We start from the raw sequence: 14,152 nt of genomic DNA on the forward strand, positions 1-14,152 counted from the left end.
ACAGCTCGGATTCAGAACCGGGCATATATCGCAATTTAAGGAGTGGGAAGGATGAAATTACCATCGGAATTCGTAAACCACCTTAAACATTGCATCCAGGAAGAACATGGCATCCAATTGAGCGAAAAGGCCAGTAGTGACATTCGGCAAACAATTAATGGAGCTTATCAAGCTGCGGTACAAGGAGCGGAACAAAAGAGAAAAGCAGCGGACAATAGATATTATGAGCAGAAAAATATGACTGAAAAGTTGATTGGTGAAATTGGGAAGTTCTTAAATAAAGATCAAATTATTCAGGAGGAAGAACATGTTTCTGAAGGCAACTGACGAACAATTAGAAACCATTACAAAACACGATCCCGACTGCCCTCCTTCTCTTTTGAGGAAGGTAGTCGAGGAAATGTTAAATAGGAATTTATTTGACCGGGTGATTAACAGCTGTATTCAAGGCATTGTGAATGTAGAACGGATGAAAAACATTTACAAATTAGACATTGAAGACTTCATGCAAATGGGACGGATGGAGATATTCAGAGCTGTAGACCGTTTTGAAACTGGAAGAGGAATGACCTTTTCATCCTTTATTTTCATGGTAGTCAAACACGAGTTTGGTAAATTCATAACCATTTTAACGGCCAAAAAAAGAGATCTGTGTAATGAGTTTAGTTATCACGCTGAAACAAGTAGCGAAACAGAGCTTATCGACTTTTTCACAGCGAATACAAACGTTGAGAAGTACGTCATTAACAAAATGATGATCGAACTGTTAATAGAAAGAGTTACTGATCGTCAAAAGGAAGTAATCATGTTGAAGTTGGAAGGATATAACGACGTTGAAATTGGCGAAATATTAGGCGGTATAAGCCATCAAGCAGTTGGTCAGTCGTACACAAGAGCGGTAAATAATATGAGAAAAGGAGCGTAACCGAATGAAACAGCCTATTTCTCCATTGGATCCTACCGTCTTAAAAGCTTACAACATGGGTGTGTCAGCAGGAATCAAAAGAAATAAAGAACAAATGGTCGAAGAGTTTGCGAAATTGCTTAGTAACCTCGATACTGTGCCAGGAATTGGGGAGAAAACGGCTTTAAAAATAGCGGAATACTTCATGCAGCAATTTGAAAGCGTCAAGGAGGAAATAAGTTAATGAAAGTTACCCAATTAATGCAATCAGTAAATCAAGATGTGTTAACAGAAAGAGTGCGTCAAAACCAAAAGTGGGGCTTACAGAGACATGATATGGGCGCTTGGCTACAAATCTTAATTGAGGAAGTAGGAGAAGTAGCCCAAGCCATGCAGAAACAAAAAGGATGGGGAAAAGATACCGATGCCAGTGATCTGTATATGGAATTAACTCATGTAGCGGCTGTTGCATCTGCTATTGCTGAACAGGTAAAGGAGCAGCAGGACAGTGTCTGAACAAGATAGAGATTTCCTTGTTGGATTTTTAACGATAAAAATGGGCTACAGTAAATCCTACTTAGAGAAAATGAGCATTAAAGAATTAGAAAATTACTACTTAGATTCACTTGGGGAGAGTCTGGAATAATGAAAAAAATCAACAAAGACTATTGGGACATGTTATTCCAATTATCAAATGTGACCAAATACAGTGATAGTTACCTGCTTTCCTTAAAACCGAAAGAGATTGAAAAACTGTACCGGGAGAAGGTTGTAATAGATGAAAAGATACGTAGGAATTGATCCAAGTACAAAAACAGGATTATCAATTTTATATAACAAAAACAGTAAATTTTACGATGAGCATACAGAAGGGTTAGTTGCTGAGATCACAACAAAAAAAACAACAGATATTGAACGTTTTGAGGATATAGCCACCCAGATTCTTAGTTATTTAGAACCTGATGATGTAATTTGTATCGAAGGCTTCTCTTATGGATCAAAAGGACAAGGAGTTAGCACTCAATATGGAATAGGGTGGATTATTCGTTACATGCTATATAACGAGGGCTTTGAGGTTATCGAAGTCCCACCAACATCGGTGAAGAAGTTCGCAACAGGTAAAGGAAATGTGAAAAAGGACAACATGGTACTTCCTATATACAAGCTTTGGGGATTTGAAAGTAACAGTGACAATATCCGTGATGCTTATGTGTTATCTAAAATGGCTGAGGCAATTCATGAAGTTTCTCAATTAACAAAATATCAAATTGAAGTCTTAAAAAAATCTTATGACGAAAGTGATGATAAACATGCAGGAAAGGATAATTAACATAATTATCATAATTTTTATGGTTTGTGATGCAATAAATGCGTTGAATGGAGCAATTACAAGAGAGATGTCAGAAATAATATCACACTCCGCATGGTTTTGCGCATTGGGGTTGCTGTTGGCATATAGAAAAATCAAAGAAAGTGAGGAGGGAGAAAAGGATGATTGATTATATATTTCGCCACCAAAAAACAGGTCAGGAAATAAAAAGGAATGTTGTGAAGGAAATTACATTGAGCGGCAAGCCTGTTAACGATCTAACCCTAAGGATTATTTTTAAGATACCACGTGGATATACTCTTCATCAGGTAGTCGATTATAGAACTACAGCCAAAGAACGGAAAGTAAAATGACTAATCCTGAATGGATAGATAAACACCTTGCAGAAATTATGAAATATCAAAAGCAATTAGATTATCTCCCTTACGACGGTATGGAAATTGCTCGCATAGAAATTCTATCCAAGATCCTTGTATTCATTGGTAAATTATCAGGTGAGTTTTCCGAACAGTACAAACGGATTTACGCCACCAGAAAAAGAGTTCATGCAGAAGCATATCTTGCAGCTACAAAGAGTAAAACACAAATGGCAGAATTGGCCGTAATCGATTTAAGGGAAGAAGAAGCTGTTGCCTACGGGAATATGAAAAGATGGAATAACGCGTTTGAGAGCACTCGAGAGGAAATCAATGCACTTAAGTATAAGGTGAGAATCAGTTTAGAGGATGGATCGAGTCGTCGTTGACACAAACTGTGAAGTAAGAAGAAGGTGAAATAAATGGCTAGTTGTCTTGAATGTGTGATTGGATAGACCCTAGTAGATGGCTTTGTGAGAAATGTGAATCTAAGGCTATTGCGGTTTGGACTAAGCTTTCTAAAGGGGAAACAAGAGAGACTATTCAAAAAGAAATAGTTCACAGTTCGTTGCGGAGCTGACACATGATGAGTAACTAAGAAAGGTTACTTTTGCTGAGGGCTTGATAAATCATAATAACGCCATATAAAGATGCAACAATAATGCCAAGAATTGAAAAGAGCAGGGGGAATTTTAATCGCATATAGAACCTCCATATTTTGATTGTAGCGTTATTATTCCAAAAAGGCGAAGGAGTATTCTTGCTAAGGAAATTTATTAAAACAAACGTTATGGATATGACATATGAAGTATTCGGTTTAACCGAACAGTACGAATAAACTATTAAATCCAATAAAAGATCAAACAAAAAGCTAACGTAAAAATAAGGATTATTCCATACGCAGCGAAAGCCCAAGAGAGCCCATTCCCTTCAGTTTTAAAAATCTTATAAAAGATAAAACCTAGGGATGATATTAATAGGATAGCTAAGAGTATGTAAAGTATAAATTTTAGAAAGCCCAGTGCTGCCACTCCTTTTACTAAAGATAATCTTATTGTGGGTATTTGAAAAGAATTTAATTCATAGTTCGACTAAACCTGGACACAAAAAAGTAACTATCCAGGCAAAAGATAGTTACTAATCCGAAAGGAAATATAAAATGTGAAAACTCTAATTAAAGTATATGTTAGAAAGGACAAAAGGTTCCGATGGAATGTTGATAGTTAGTTCACAGTAAGAATAGATAGTGTAGGAGGAATAACATGAACCAGTTATCATTTTTAAATACATCCATCAGCAAAGAAGCTAAACGTCAGGCGGAGAAGTTAATGAGCAGGTATAAGATACTGGATGCCCTCATTGAGAGTAGAAAGTTAGACCTTGAACCAAGGATGACACAAAACCCGGAACCAAGTGAGATCCAAAGAGGTAACCAGTTTCATAGTTCAGTAGAGGATGCAGCTATAACAGAATTTGAGATTGAAGAATATGTAAGGACCAAGAGGAAGTTGAATCTGGTGTACGATAGCTTAAAACTCATCCAGCAGCATATATGGGAAGATCGTTATATTCTCGGGAAAAGAGATGTAGAGGTTTATAATGATTTAGATATTACCGATAGAACATATTACAGATTAAAAAGAGAGATGATTAATGTAGTGGCCAACGTTTTTAATTTAAATTAATTAAACCTAAAAGAACCCCATTGTATAGGGTTCTTTTTATTATTAATTTAGAGTTATTACACCCTCATTGGCACCGATCAGGACTACCATTTCTAAAACCTTTTGTTTATTCTCTTCTGTCCCACCATAAAAGGCATCTAAAGCTTCTACAAAATATTCAGGTCCAACAGTAATCTCAGATTTATGAGCAATCTTAATACTATCTGTGATTTGATTTATTAGAGAGTTTTTTTCATTTGAAGATAACTTAAGCCATAAATCTCCATTTGCAGTCTTTAAATCGAAATTCGAACCTTCAGATTCTGTTGATACCATATTATTATCTGTTGTTCCTTCACTAGAAGTGTCAGAAATCGGTCCCATAAAAATTGATCCTAATGCTCCTAGAACTAAAAGAATACAAAATAAATTCCATATACTTTTCAACAACTCTTTACCTCCTACCAGCAATAAATGAATTCAGTTTTATATCGGTTCATTTTTAAAATTATTAATGGCAGAAAAACGCAGTAAAAACGCATTACATTAAAGGAAAATACGTAGTAAGATGATAAAATGAAGAATTGACAATATCACCCTCTCAAAAGGAGGGGAAACCACTTTGCATATTTGTGAGACGGTACCTTTGGCCGGGTGCCGTCCATATTCTTTGTAAACTAGGCATGTAGCTTACATGATCGCTAACAAGTAAACGTTCAAGTAAAAACCTTGTGCCTAGTTTAGAGTGAATATCAGCAGGGAAATAGTCCCTTTTGTCGAATCTCTTGTTATAAGGAGATGAAAAATATGGGTTTTAGATATGATATGAGAGATAAAACTGGCCAACAACAAGCAATCGTAAGAGCAAGAGATGCAGAAGAAAAACGAAGAGAACAGGCAAGGGAAGATGAAATTAAATGTTCTCCAAGCCCTAGAACAGCAGACTTTGAAGGTGTATTTTTTACAAAAAAAGATGTACCTCTGTTAGAGTTGAGGGTTTCTGGTACTGCACTGGTAAATGGTCCATGTAATTTGAAAGATGTAAAAATTCATGATTGGTTATGCCGGACAGGCAGAACCTTTATTGAACAGGTTAAAGAATATGAAATATTAACAATCACTTCTTATGATGTTTTAGACAAGAAACTAATAACTAATTGGAAGAACCTTAGAAGAGAAGATATATCGCCTGAGAACCCACGCGGCCAAGATGGTACATTACGTCCTTAGAAATAAAAAGAACAGAGAGCATCCATTAACTTGGTTGCTTTTTTTATGGGGTGAGAAAAATGAAGCCGTCTGTAAAGAAAAAGGAACCTGTTAAAAAGAAAGAAAAGCTAAGTCGCCGAGATCTTGAAGAGTTAATGAATATGAATGCTGCCACATATGTAAGGGGCCGCGGTGGAGCGATAAGGAGGAAATAAAAAAGCCTGTCCCTTATAGGAACAAGCCTGCTACTAATCCAGCAAGAACAGCGACAAATGCACTGGTCACTTCAAAAGAGAAGTCCTTATAGGATACTTTCATAGTCTTTCACCCTTTAAGTCAGATACGATTTACGGTGGGTGAGACCGCAATCTGACTCTACATCTAAGATAAATATACCAAAAAAAACTAATAAAAGAAATATATTTCTGATATTTAATTGGGGGTTGAGGTGTGATGTAAATGAATTGGGAAAATATCAGAATAGAATACGAGTCATCAAACCTTACATTAAAAGACTTAGCTGAGAAGCATGATATAAAACTAGGTACTTTAAAGAGTAGGAAAAGCCGTGAAGGTTGGTCGAGGGATGCAACCAAAAAGGATGCAACCATAAAGAAGGATGCAACCAAAGGTGCGAAAGAGGCAACAATTAAAACGAAACAAGTCAAGGTGAAAGAGATTATTGTGGAGTGGGATGAATTAACCGATAAGCAAAGTCTATTTTGTTTGTACTATGTTAAATCATTCAACGCTACCCAAGCAATGATTAAAGCGGGTTATGCTCCATCAAGTGCCCACGTAGAAGGACATCGACTCCTAAGAAAGCCTAAGATTGCATCAGAAATTAAACGTATAAAAAGCGATATGGCTCAAGGTGTGTTCATTGATGCTATGGATGTATTGAACAAATACATTAAGATTGCCTTTTCAGATATAACAGATTACCTTACGTTCGGTAGAAAAGAGATTGAAGTTGGTTTGGATGAAGATGGAGAGCCGGTTATGGCAGAAGTGAATCACGTTGATTTTAAAAACTCAGATGCCATTGACGGATCTATAATAGCTGAAGTGAAGCAAGGCAAAGAAGGGGTTTCAATTAAGTTAGAGGACAAGATGAAAGCACTCGATAAACTTTCCTTATACTTCGACCTATTCCCTGATAAGTTCAAGCGTGAAATTGAGTCAGAAAAACTTAAGCTTGCTCAACGAAGAGTGAATGGTGAAGATGAGGAAGAATATGAGGACGATGGATTCTTAGAAGCATTGGACGGTAAGGATGTGGTTTGGGATGAAGAAGCTTAAACCGGCCCTGTTCAATTTTAAGCCATTTAGCGAAAAGCAGCTAAAGGTTCTCAAGTGGTGGCGTGATGGATCTCCACACAAAGATAAAGATGGAATCATTTGTGATGGTTCTGTACGTGCCGGTAAAACAGTCGTAATGTCCTTATCTTATGTAATGTGGGCTATGGATACCTTTCACGATGAAAACCTTGGAATGTCAGGAAAGACTATTGGAGCTTTACGTCGTAACGTTATTACCCCATTAAAAAGAATGCTGAGAAGCAGAAAATACAAGGTCAAAGATCATCGAGCGGATAATTACCTGTCGATTTCTTTCCGTGGCAAAACAAATCACTTTTATATCTTTGGTGGTAAAGATGAAAGTTCTCAAGATTTAATTCAAGGGATAACATTGGCTGGCATGTTCTTTGATGAAGTTGCATTGATGCCTGAATCCTTTGTTAACCAAGCAACCGCCCGTTGTTCAGTGGACGGTTCAAAGCTTTGGTATAACTGCAACCCAGCAGGACCTTATCATTGGTTCAAGCTTGAGTACCTGGATAAGTTAAAAGAAAAAAACATGTTCCATTTGCATTTCACAATGGATGATAACCTTTCGTTGTCACAGCGGGTCAAAGAGCGTTACAAGCGAATGTACAGCGGTGTTTTCTTTCAGCGCTATATATTAGGGTTGTGGGTGCTTGCAGAAGGCATCATATACGACATGTTTAACAAGGATGAACACCAAGTCCCAACGATTGACAGGCCATACTCCAAGTATTATGTCTCGATTGATTATGGTACACAGAATCCAACAGTATTTGGACTTTGGGGGATGCATAACAAGACTTGGTACAAAGTGAAGGAATATCACTATGAAGGCCGAAAAGAATCTAAACAGCGTACTGATGCCGAGTACAGTGAAGACTTAAAAGGATTTGTTCAAGGTATACGGATATCCGGGGTTATCGTGGATCCATCTGCAGCGAGTTTTATTGCTCAATTAAAGAAAGATCGCTTTTATGTTATCAAAGCAAAAAATGCAGTAGAGGACGGAATAAGGAATGTAGCCAATGCACTGAACCGAAAGTTCATTCTTTATAATGACTGCTGCAAAGAAACCTTCCGTGAGTTCTCTTCTTATATTTGGGATGCAAAGGCAGCTGATCGCGGTGAGGATAAACCCATTAAACAAAATGACCATCACATGGATAGTGACAGGTATTTTATTAGTACGATTATATTCGCTCCTACTGCTGGAATTAGTAATAATTCAGCCTGGTAAAAATAAGATGAAAAAGAAAAGTTTCAAGTGAATTATTGGTAAAATCATGATATTATTTGAAAAAATGATTTTGCGAGGTCAATATGGAAGAATACCAAGAACAAATCGAACTTAAAGAAATTTTGCAATCAAGAAAAACCGATTTAAAGAAGAGGATTGAAAGATTAAGAGGATTCAATAGATTGTGTAATGCTATGGGGATTTTATGTCTTATACTCCCATTAATATTTAATATTTTTCCAACACCATTTCTTATAAACTCCATCGGTGGATCAAAGATATCAATTTTAAACTTTATGTTTATTTTATATGCTTTGATTTTTTTTCTTTTTCCATTAATGAGAACTAATGGTGGTGTTTACAAAATGGAATTGCAAGAAATTGAAAATGAATTGGATTTACTTTCTTTAAAGCATGCTTCTATTGAAGAGAGGTCAGAAAAATTATTTAAACATCACCATCTTGAACTAAAGAGATACTATGATGAAAATTTAAAGCAAAGTTCATGGTTATTTATTGTTGGGTTAATTTGTATCTTGATAGGTTTCATAATAATAGGAGTAACCTTTTATTTCTTAATTACAAACATATCAAACGAATTGGAAAATAAAATAATCATTGCATCTGTAGGAGCTATAGGTGCTATATTGTCAAACTTTATTGCAGTTATTTATTTGAAAATGCATTCTGAAACTGTAAATTCACTTACACAATTCCATAACAGATTTGTAAATACTCACCATTTTCATTTTGCGAATTTTTTGTTATCAAAAATTGAGAATAAAGATAAGCGAGAAGATGCTCTTGTTGAGTTGGCAGTAAGTATAAATAAGAGTGTAGAGACTAAAACCGAATGAATATTTCAAAGAAGACCTTTTTAATAAGGGTCTTTTTATTTTAAGGCAGGTGTTATCATGACAATCAATTGGACGACCTGGAATAAAACAGTGGTGGAAAAACATCATGATAAAGTCTGGTTTTATCGCAAGCTTTATAACGGTGATCACGCTGAGTTGTTCGGAAGGGCAAATGACCTTATAGAAAAGGGTGAAATTGTTGGCAATATCTTAGAGGGCAGACAAAAGACCTTGAATGTTCAGGCGCCCTATATTATTGCTAACGTATCTAAACTTATACCGGAAATACCGGCCATGTTGGTATCAAGGACCATAGGGAAGATAAAGTCATCTATTGCATCAACTGATGAACAGAACAAAGCAGCTAATGCTGAAACAGATGAAATTATCGAAGGTGCCCAGGGTGCTAATAACTCAGAGATTGATAATTTGCAGGATGAATTAATCAAGCAAATAACAAAGAACAGCAATCTCCAGTTTGAACATTACGGAAATATCCTGCAGCATCAAATTGACGGTGGGATTGTTGGTGTTCCTTGGAAAGACGAAAGAGGCTTACGGATCGACTTCAAAATGAGGGATGTTTATTTTCCACATGAGGACGGACTCGGTGCCGATCTTGCTTATGAGAGAAGAATAGACGAAGTGAAATATCTCCATGTTTATCGTGAGCGGATAGAAGGAAACAACCTAAAATCAAATCACTTCTTATATGAGCTTAAAGGCGATGCAACCGAAGAGATTAAGGATCCGGGGATAGTTAAAGAAAAGTTAGGCATTGATCAACTGGAAATCACCTATATCGGAAGATCACGGCCGTTTATTGTTTATTGGGCCAATGAAAAGAACTTCATGTCTCCACTAGGTTCATCATGCTTAAAGAACCAAGAAAGCAAGCAAGATGAAATCAACTGGACATTAACAAGTGCTGCTTTGACGTTCATGCGTAATGGTAAGCCGAGAATAGCTATATCAAAAGAGATATTCGAAGCATTAAAAGAAAAAGCTTTCGAGAGATACGGATTTGAAGGTGCCCCATTAGATCATAGAGACTTGGAACTAACTACTTTCGATGATAACGGAAAAGCAATGGAAGTTATCCAGATTGATATAACCAAGATTGGTAATATGGAATGGGTTAAAGACCAAATCAAATTAATGTTAATGGAAACGAAGACATCTGAAAAGGCCGTGGATTTCTATATGGATTCTGGAGCAAACGGTTCAATCTCAGGTGTTGCTAAGTTCTATGACTTATTTATCTCCATCATTAAAGCAGAACAACTACAAAGCGAATATGTGGCGTTCTTGCAGCAGCTATATGAAAACTGTTTGTGGTTAGCAAATAATGATGACGATAACGTAACCATTGAAGAACCGGAAATTCAATTAAACGGCATGATTCCAATCAGTAAGAAAGAGCTTATTGAAGAGAACATGAATGCCTTTAATGGTGTGGGTGTTAACGGAAGATCAGCACAGTCACTTGAAACGACTGTCCGAAGGAATAACCCTCATGCCTCTGAAGAATGGATTGAGGAAGAGTTGGCACGTATTGAAGAGGAAAAACAATCTGATGATTCCACTTCATTAGCAGTCGGCCGGCAGACATTAACTAACCTACAGGATAACCGGGATGCACAAGGTAATGTGATTGAGGATGAAGGGTGATAACCCATGAATCAAGAACAACTTATCAAACACATCAATGGAGTAATGGAAGATATATTCAACAGTGCTTCATCTGTTGATGACCTATTAAACGATAAGAAGAAATTAAAGCTTATCAAGTCCATTACAGGATCATTAGACCGTTTAGGATTGACCTTAGTAGAAATCATACCCGGGCTTTTAAATGATGCTTATAACGAGGGTATGGATGAAGCTGCGGTTGCCTTACGTGAAGTGGTGGCTAGTGCGATGTTAGCAGGTATAAGCCCAACTGAAAAGGCTGCCGTTATCTTGAAAGCTTTAGAATCAGATCCTACAGCCATACAGAAACGGATTCATTTAGAAGCTGTTAACGCTATGACTGAGAAGACCATTATAGATATGCAAGCAGCCATAAGGAAAGCTAAAAAGAGTGTTAATACCACTATCTTGGGTACACTTGAAGAAATAAAAACTGAACTGGTAAAGAGTGCTATTACCGGTGAAACTCGTAAAAGAGTTACTGCAAAAGTCATGAGGAAATTTGCAGAAGAGGGAATGACCTCATTCATTACAAGGGATGGCAAGAAATTACCCTTAGACTTTTACGCAGCCACAACGGTTGCGACAAAGACACGCGATGCTCATGTTACTGGTGCTAATCAGCGTTATCAAGAAGCAGGCGTTGATTTAACCCAGATATTTGAGAACAGCGATACATGCCCTATATGCTCCAAATATAGCGGAATGGTTGTAAGTTTATCTGGAGAAACAAAAGGATTTAAAACCAAGGATGAAGTGAGGCTTCCGCCTTATCATCCTAATTGCAGAGGGACCACGAGGCCATACGTTCAAGAATTTAAAACGCCTGAAGAGATTCAAGCTGAAAAGGATAAGTGGAAAAAATGGGAGCCTGAGAAAGACACCAGGACCCCGGCACAACGCAAAGCTTATGAAAAAGAACAGGCAATTCGCAGGAAAGCCAATGAGGAAAAGAAACAATTCATTCGATATCAAAGTGTATTGGGAGCTGAAGCACCAAAGACGTTGGGGGCTTTCAGAAGAATGAAACGATCTAACTCCCTTAAATATCAGGAGTTACAAAGCATGTATAGAAGCAAAGCCCGAGAGTCTATTTCATAGGCTTTTTTATTTTGTCCAACCCTGATGACGTTTAAAAGCTAGGGATAGTCCAGGTGGCTATAAAAGGAGGATGCTTGATGCATATCATTAAAAAGAAATTACTGTTGTTAAAGTTGAATATACAATTCTTTGCTGCAGATCCACCACCAACTGATCCACCGGCAGACCCGCCAGCAGACCCACCAGCACCTAAAGTGTACGATGAGGAATATGTAAGGAAATTAAGGGAAGAAAGCGCCAGGTATCGGACTAAAGCAAAGGAATTGGAAACTAATTCAACTAATCAACAGCAGGAACTAATCAACAAAATGTTCACAGCATTAGGAATTAACCCTGATCCCAATGTGGAGTTTGAAAAACAATTATCAACAGCTCAACAACAAGCCCAGGCGGCTGAAAAACGAGCTAATGACCGATTGATTCAAGCTGAAATCAAGGCCATTGGAACAGAATTGAACCTAGTTGATTTGGAAGCTGTGGATAAGTTAGTGGATAAGTCTTCTTTTTCTGTGAAAGAAGATGGTTCAGTAGAGGGTGTCAAAGAGGCACTTGAACAGTTGGCTGCGGATAAACCGTACTTAGTTAGTGTTCTTGGTGAACCGAAACCAAACGGATATGTACCGGGTGCCCAACAAAAAGGCAATAATCCACAACCAGAAGATGCATACACTCGTGCAAAAGAACGATTCAAAGACTTGAAAGAAAGAAAACAAATTAGATTATAGGAGGAAAAACAATGCCATACAATTTGGATCAAACAAAAACCGCATTCACTGGCGGTAAAAACATTCTAGCTTCCGAACATTTTCAATATATCGAAGTCGGTGCAACACTTAAAGGCGGTTCTGCCTATGCGTTAGGTGAAGCAATCGGTAAAGTAGCATCAGGAGCAGACCAAGGGCTATGGGTCAAATATGTGAATGGGGCTACTTACGCTGATTTAGGTATTCTTAATGTCGATGTGGTTAATGTTGCATCAAATACAGTGGTCGGTGAAGTTCTTACACGTGGTTCGGTTTACGCTGCTAAACTTCCTGCATCCGTTACAGCAGAGTTTAAGACAAAAACACCAATGATCCGTTACATCTCTCGTTAATAGATAACTATAAAAATTATTTGGAATATTAGGAGGAAATAATAATGGCAGGAATTACGCACTTAGAGGAATTTCAAAAACCAGCACTTCAAGCATTGGTGGATATCACAACGGAAGAAGCGCCGTTATCCATTGCAGATGAATTCATTCCAACAGTAACAACTTTTAATCGTAGGTTTGCTTATGACATTATCGAAAATAACAACTTCATTGCTGAATACATGGGGTATGGTGCAGAACCGCCGGTAGTAGATCGTAACGCAATTGCCAGCAAAGCAGGGGAAATTGCTTACTTCGGTCTAAAACACATCATGACATACGAAGAACTTCAAGCCTTAAATGAAGCACGTAACGATGCAGAACACCGTGCTGCTATTGATGCTACAACAGTAACATCTGTGGATTTGGTTAAGGGTTCCCTTAAATTAATTCAACTTGCAAAGATGGAAGCACTAACTAAAGGGCGTTTCGAAGCGCAAGGGAATATTAAGGTTGCTTTCAACTATGATATTCCAGCAGAAAACAAGAAAGTTTGGACAACTGGTGCTGATTTAGACACTGTTGATTTCGATGTAGTTGGTGGTCTTATGGCTGAAGTGGACAAATATGTTGCGCTTAATGGTCAACTTCCTGAAGTTATGTGGATTTCCCGTGAAATTCAAGCTAGATTGCTACGCAACCAAACAATTATTGCTGAAGCGGGACGGGAATCAACTGCTACACGGGTATCTGTTGAACAATTGAATGGAGTTCTGGATACTTACGGATTACCACCAATCCGAGTGATCCAAGAACGTACAACATCATATAAAGACAACTTCACAGGTCAAAAAGTGGTGAAAGAATTTATGCCAGCTAACCGAATCGTTATGCTTGGCAAAGGTAGAGGGAATGAGTACAAATTAGGCCCAACACTTGAAAATAACTTCAAACCAGGAATTTATATGGATGCTTATGATAAAAAAGAGCCGATTCAATCAGTGATCAGAACAGTTGGAGCAGGTTTCCCAATCCTTGAAACACCATCATTAATCCACCACATCGATGCATTCACGATTGCTTAAGTTAAAGGAGGAATGAACGTGGCTAAAGCTAAAAAAGAACAAGAAATTAATGTAGAAGAATTGAATGAAAAAGAACTGAATGATGTTACTGAAACCCAAGAAGCACCAGAAGAATCACCGGTTGATTCTGTTGAAGGTCCTGATACTGTAAAAGTAAAAGTCCTGGATTGCTACATTGGCGATAAAGGACCAGGGGAAGAAGCGGAACTTCCGAAAGGTGCAGCTGAACATTACGCATCTATCGGATATGTAGAAATAAAAGCAGAAGACAAGGATTAATTTCTTTGTCTTCTTCACTTTAAAGGAGGGTACA

At 37.6% G+C, this 14,152-nt stretch carries 22 protein-coding genes; 21 read left to right on the plus strand and 1 reads right to left on the minus strand.

Features of this window, described 5'->3' with window-relative positions; all coding sequences use genetic code 11:
• Window positions 1-51 precede the first annotated feature (51 nt).
• The 10 genes from MPH60_RS05440 (at window position 52) to MPH60_RS05485 (ending at window position 4,275) form a co-directional block, all read left to right on the plus strand.
• Window positions 52-327 (plus strand): hypothetical protein, encoded by a 276-nt coding sequence (locus MPH60_RS05440; protein ID WP_241589766.1) that lies wholly within the window; start codon window positions 52-54, stop codon window positions 325-327.
• A complete protein-coding gene (locus MPH60_RS05445) occupies window positions 308-925 on the plus strand; it encodes a sigma-70 family RNA polymerase sigma factor (protein ID WP_241589765.1) in 618 nt (205 codons plus the stop codon). The genes MPH60_RS05440 and MPH60_RS05445 overlap by 20 nt, the downstream gene beginning before the upstream one ends.
• A gap of 4 nt (window positions 926-929) precedes the next feature.
• Window positions 930-1,148: a hypothetical protein gene (locus MPH60_RS05450; protein ID WP_241589764.1), complete on the plus strand. Its 219-nt coding sequence runs from the start codon at window positions 930-932 to the stop codon at window positions 1,146-1,148.
• Window positions 1,148-1,420: a MazG nucleotide pyrophosphohydrolase domain-containing protein gene (locus tag MPH60_RS05455; RefSeq protein WP_241589763.1), complete on the plus strand. Its 273-nt coding sequence runs from the start codon at window positions 1,148-1,150 to the stop codon at window positions 1,418-1,420. The genes MPH60_RS05450 and MPH60_RS05455 overlap by 1 nt, the downstream gene beginning before the upstream one ends.
• Complete coding sequence (locus MPH60_RS05460; RefSeq protein ID WP_241589762.1) at window positions 1,413-1,550, plus strand: BH0509 family protein; 138 nt, start codon at window positions 1,413-1,415, stop codon at window positions 1,548-1,550. The genes MPH60_RS05455 and MPH60_RS05460 overlap by 8 nt, the downstream gene beginning before the upstream one ends.
• Window positions 1,550-1,705 (plus strand): hypothetical protein, encoded by a 156-nt coding sequence (locus MPH60_RS05465; RefSeq protein WP_241589761.1) that lies wholly within the window; start codon window positions 1,550-1,552, stop codon window positions 1,703-1,705. The genes MPH60_RS05460 and MPH60_RS05465 overlap by 1 nt, the downstream gene beginning before the upstream one ends.
• Window positions 1,683-2,234, plus strand: coding sequence for a crossover junction endodeoxyribonuclease RuvC (locus MPH60_RS05470; protein WP_241589760.1), 552 nt, complete (start codon window positions 1,683-1,685; stop codon window positions 2,232-2,234). The genes MPH60_RS05465 and MPH60_RS05470 overlap by 23 nt, the downstream gene beginning before the upstream one ends.
• Window positions 2,235-2,395: 161 nt before the next feature.
• A complete protein-coding gene (locus tag MPH60_RS05475) occupies window positions 2,396-2,587 on the plus strand; it encodes a hypothetical protein (protein ID WP_241589759.1) in 192 nt (63 codons plus the stop codon).
• Complete coding sequence (locus tag MPH60_RS05480; protein WP_241589758.1) at window positions 2,584-2,979, plus strand: hypothetical protein; 396 nt, start codon at window positions 2,584-2,586, stop codon at window positions 2,977-2,979. The genes MPH60_RS05475 and MPH60_RS05480 overlap by 4 nt, the downstream gene beginning before the upstream one ends.
• 873 nt (window positions 2,980-3,852) lie before the next feature.
• On the plus strand, window positions 3,853-4,275 hold the full coding sequence (locus MPH60_RS05485; RefSeq protein WP_241589757.1) for an ArpU family phage packaging/lysis transcriptional regulator: 423 nt from the start codon (window positions 3,853-3,855) through the stop codon (window positions 4,273-4,275).
• Window positions 4,276-4,317: 42 nt separating this feature from the next.
• Here the strand turns inward: MPH60_RS05485 and MPH60_RS05490 are convergent, their stop codons facing one another.
• A complete protein-coding gene (locus MPH60_RS05490) occupies window positions 4,318-4,701 on the minus strand; it encodes a hypothetical protein (RefSeq protein ID WP_241589756.1) in 384 nt (127 codons plus the stop codon).
• Window positions 4,702-5,061: 360 nt separating this feature from the next.
• Between MPH60_RS05490 and MPH60_RS05495 the strand changes: the two genes are divergently transcribed.
• From MPH60_RS05495 to MPH60_RS05540, 11 genes are all read left to right on the plus strand, one after another.
• On the plus strand, window positions 5,062-5,484 hold the full coding sequence (locus MPH60_RS05495; RefSeq protein ID WP_241589755.1) for a hypothetical protein: 423 nt from the start codon (window positions 5,062-5,064) through the stop codon (window positions 5,482-5,484).
• Between the two features lie 59 nt (window positions 5,485-5,543).
• The gene (locus MPH60_RS27690; protein WP_272492799.1) at window positions 5,544-5,678 is read left to right on the plus strand and encodes a hypothetical protein; all 135 of its coding nucleotides are present in this window, start codon (window positions 5,544-5,546) and stop codon (window positions 5,676-5,678) included.
• A gap of 244 nt (window positions 5,679-5,922) precedes the next feature.
• On the plus strand, window positions 5,923-6,765 hold the full coding sequence (locus MPH60_RS27695) for a terminase small subunit (protein WP_272492798.1): 843 nt from the start codon (window positions 5,923-5,925) through the stop codon (window positions 6,763-6,765).
• Window positions 6,752-8,029, plus strand: coding sequence for a PBSX family phage terminase large subunit (locus tag MPH60_RS05505; protein ID WP_241589754.1), 1,278 nt, complete (start codon window positions 6,752-6,754; stop codon window positions 8,027-8,029). The genes MPH60_RS27695 and MPH60_RS05505 overlap by 14 nt, the downstream gene beginning before the upstream one ends.
• A gap of 83 nt (window positions 8,030-8,112) precedes the next feature.
• Window positions 8,113-8,886, plus strand: coding sequence for a TRADD-N-associated membrane domain-containing protein (locus MPH60_RS05510; RefSeq protein ID WP_241589753.1), 774 nt, complete (start codon window positions 8,113-8,115; stop codon window positions 8,884-8,886).
• Between the two features lie 57 nt (window positions 8,887-8,943).
• Window positions 8,944-10,557 (plus strand): hypothetical protein, encoded by a 1,614-nt coding sequence (locus MPH60_RS05515; RefSeq protein ID WP_241589752.1) that lies wholly within the window; start codon window positions 8,944-8,946, stop codon window positions 10,555-10,557.
• A 6-nt stretch (window positions 10,558-10,563) separates the two neighbouring features.
• A complete protein-coding gene (locus MPH60_RS05520) occupies window positions 10,564-11,679 on the plus strand; it encodes a phage minor capsid protein (protein WP_241589751.1) in 1,116 nt (371 codons plus the stop codon).
• A gap of 77 nt (window positions 11,680-11,756) precedes the next feature.
• On the plus strand, window positions 11,757-12,404 hold the full coding sequence (locus tag MPH60_RS05525; protein WP_241589750.1) for a phage scaffolding protein: 648 nt from the start codon (window positions 11,757-11,759) through the stop codon (window positions 12,402-12,404).
• 11 nt (window positions 12,405-12,415) lie between these two features.
• Window positions 12,416-12,775: a hypothetical protein gene (locus MPH60_RS05530; RefSeq protein WP_241589749.1), complete on the plus strand. Its 360-nt coding sequence runs from the start codon at window positions 12,416-12,418 to the stop codon at window positions 12,773-12,775.
• A 44-nt stretch (window positions 12,776-12,819) separates the two neighbouring features.
• Entirely contained in the window at window positions 12,820-13,839 is a 1,020-nt protein-coding gene (locus MPH60_RS05535; RefSeq protein ID WP_241589748.1) for a major capsid protein, read from the plus strand.
• A gap of 18 nt (window positions 13,840-13,857) precedes the next feature.
• Window positions 13,858-14,118 carry a hypothetical protein gene (locus MPH60_RS05540; protein ID WP_241589747.1) on the plus strand — a complete coding sequence of 87 codons (261 nt, stop codon included), beginning with the start codon at window positions 13,858-13,860 and terminating at the stop codon, window positions 14,116-14,118.
• Window positions 14,119-14,152: the final 34 nt, after the last annotated feature.

Source organism: Peribacillus sp. Aquil_B1 (genome assembly GCF_022603275.1).
In the GTDB taxonomy this organism is placed as follows: domain Bacteria; phylum Bacillota; class Bacilli; order Bacillales; family DSM-1321; genus Peribacillus.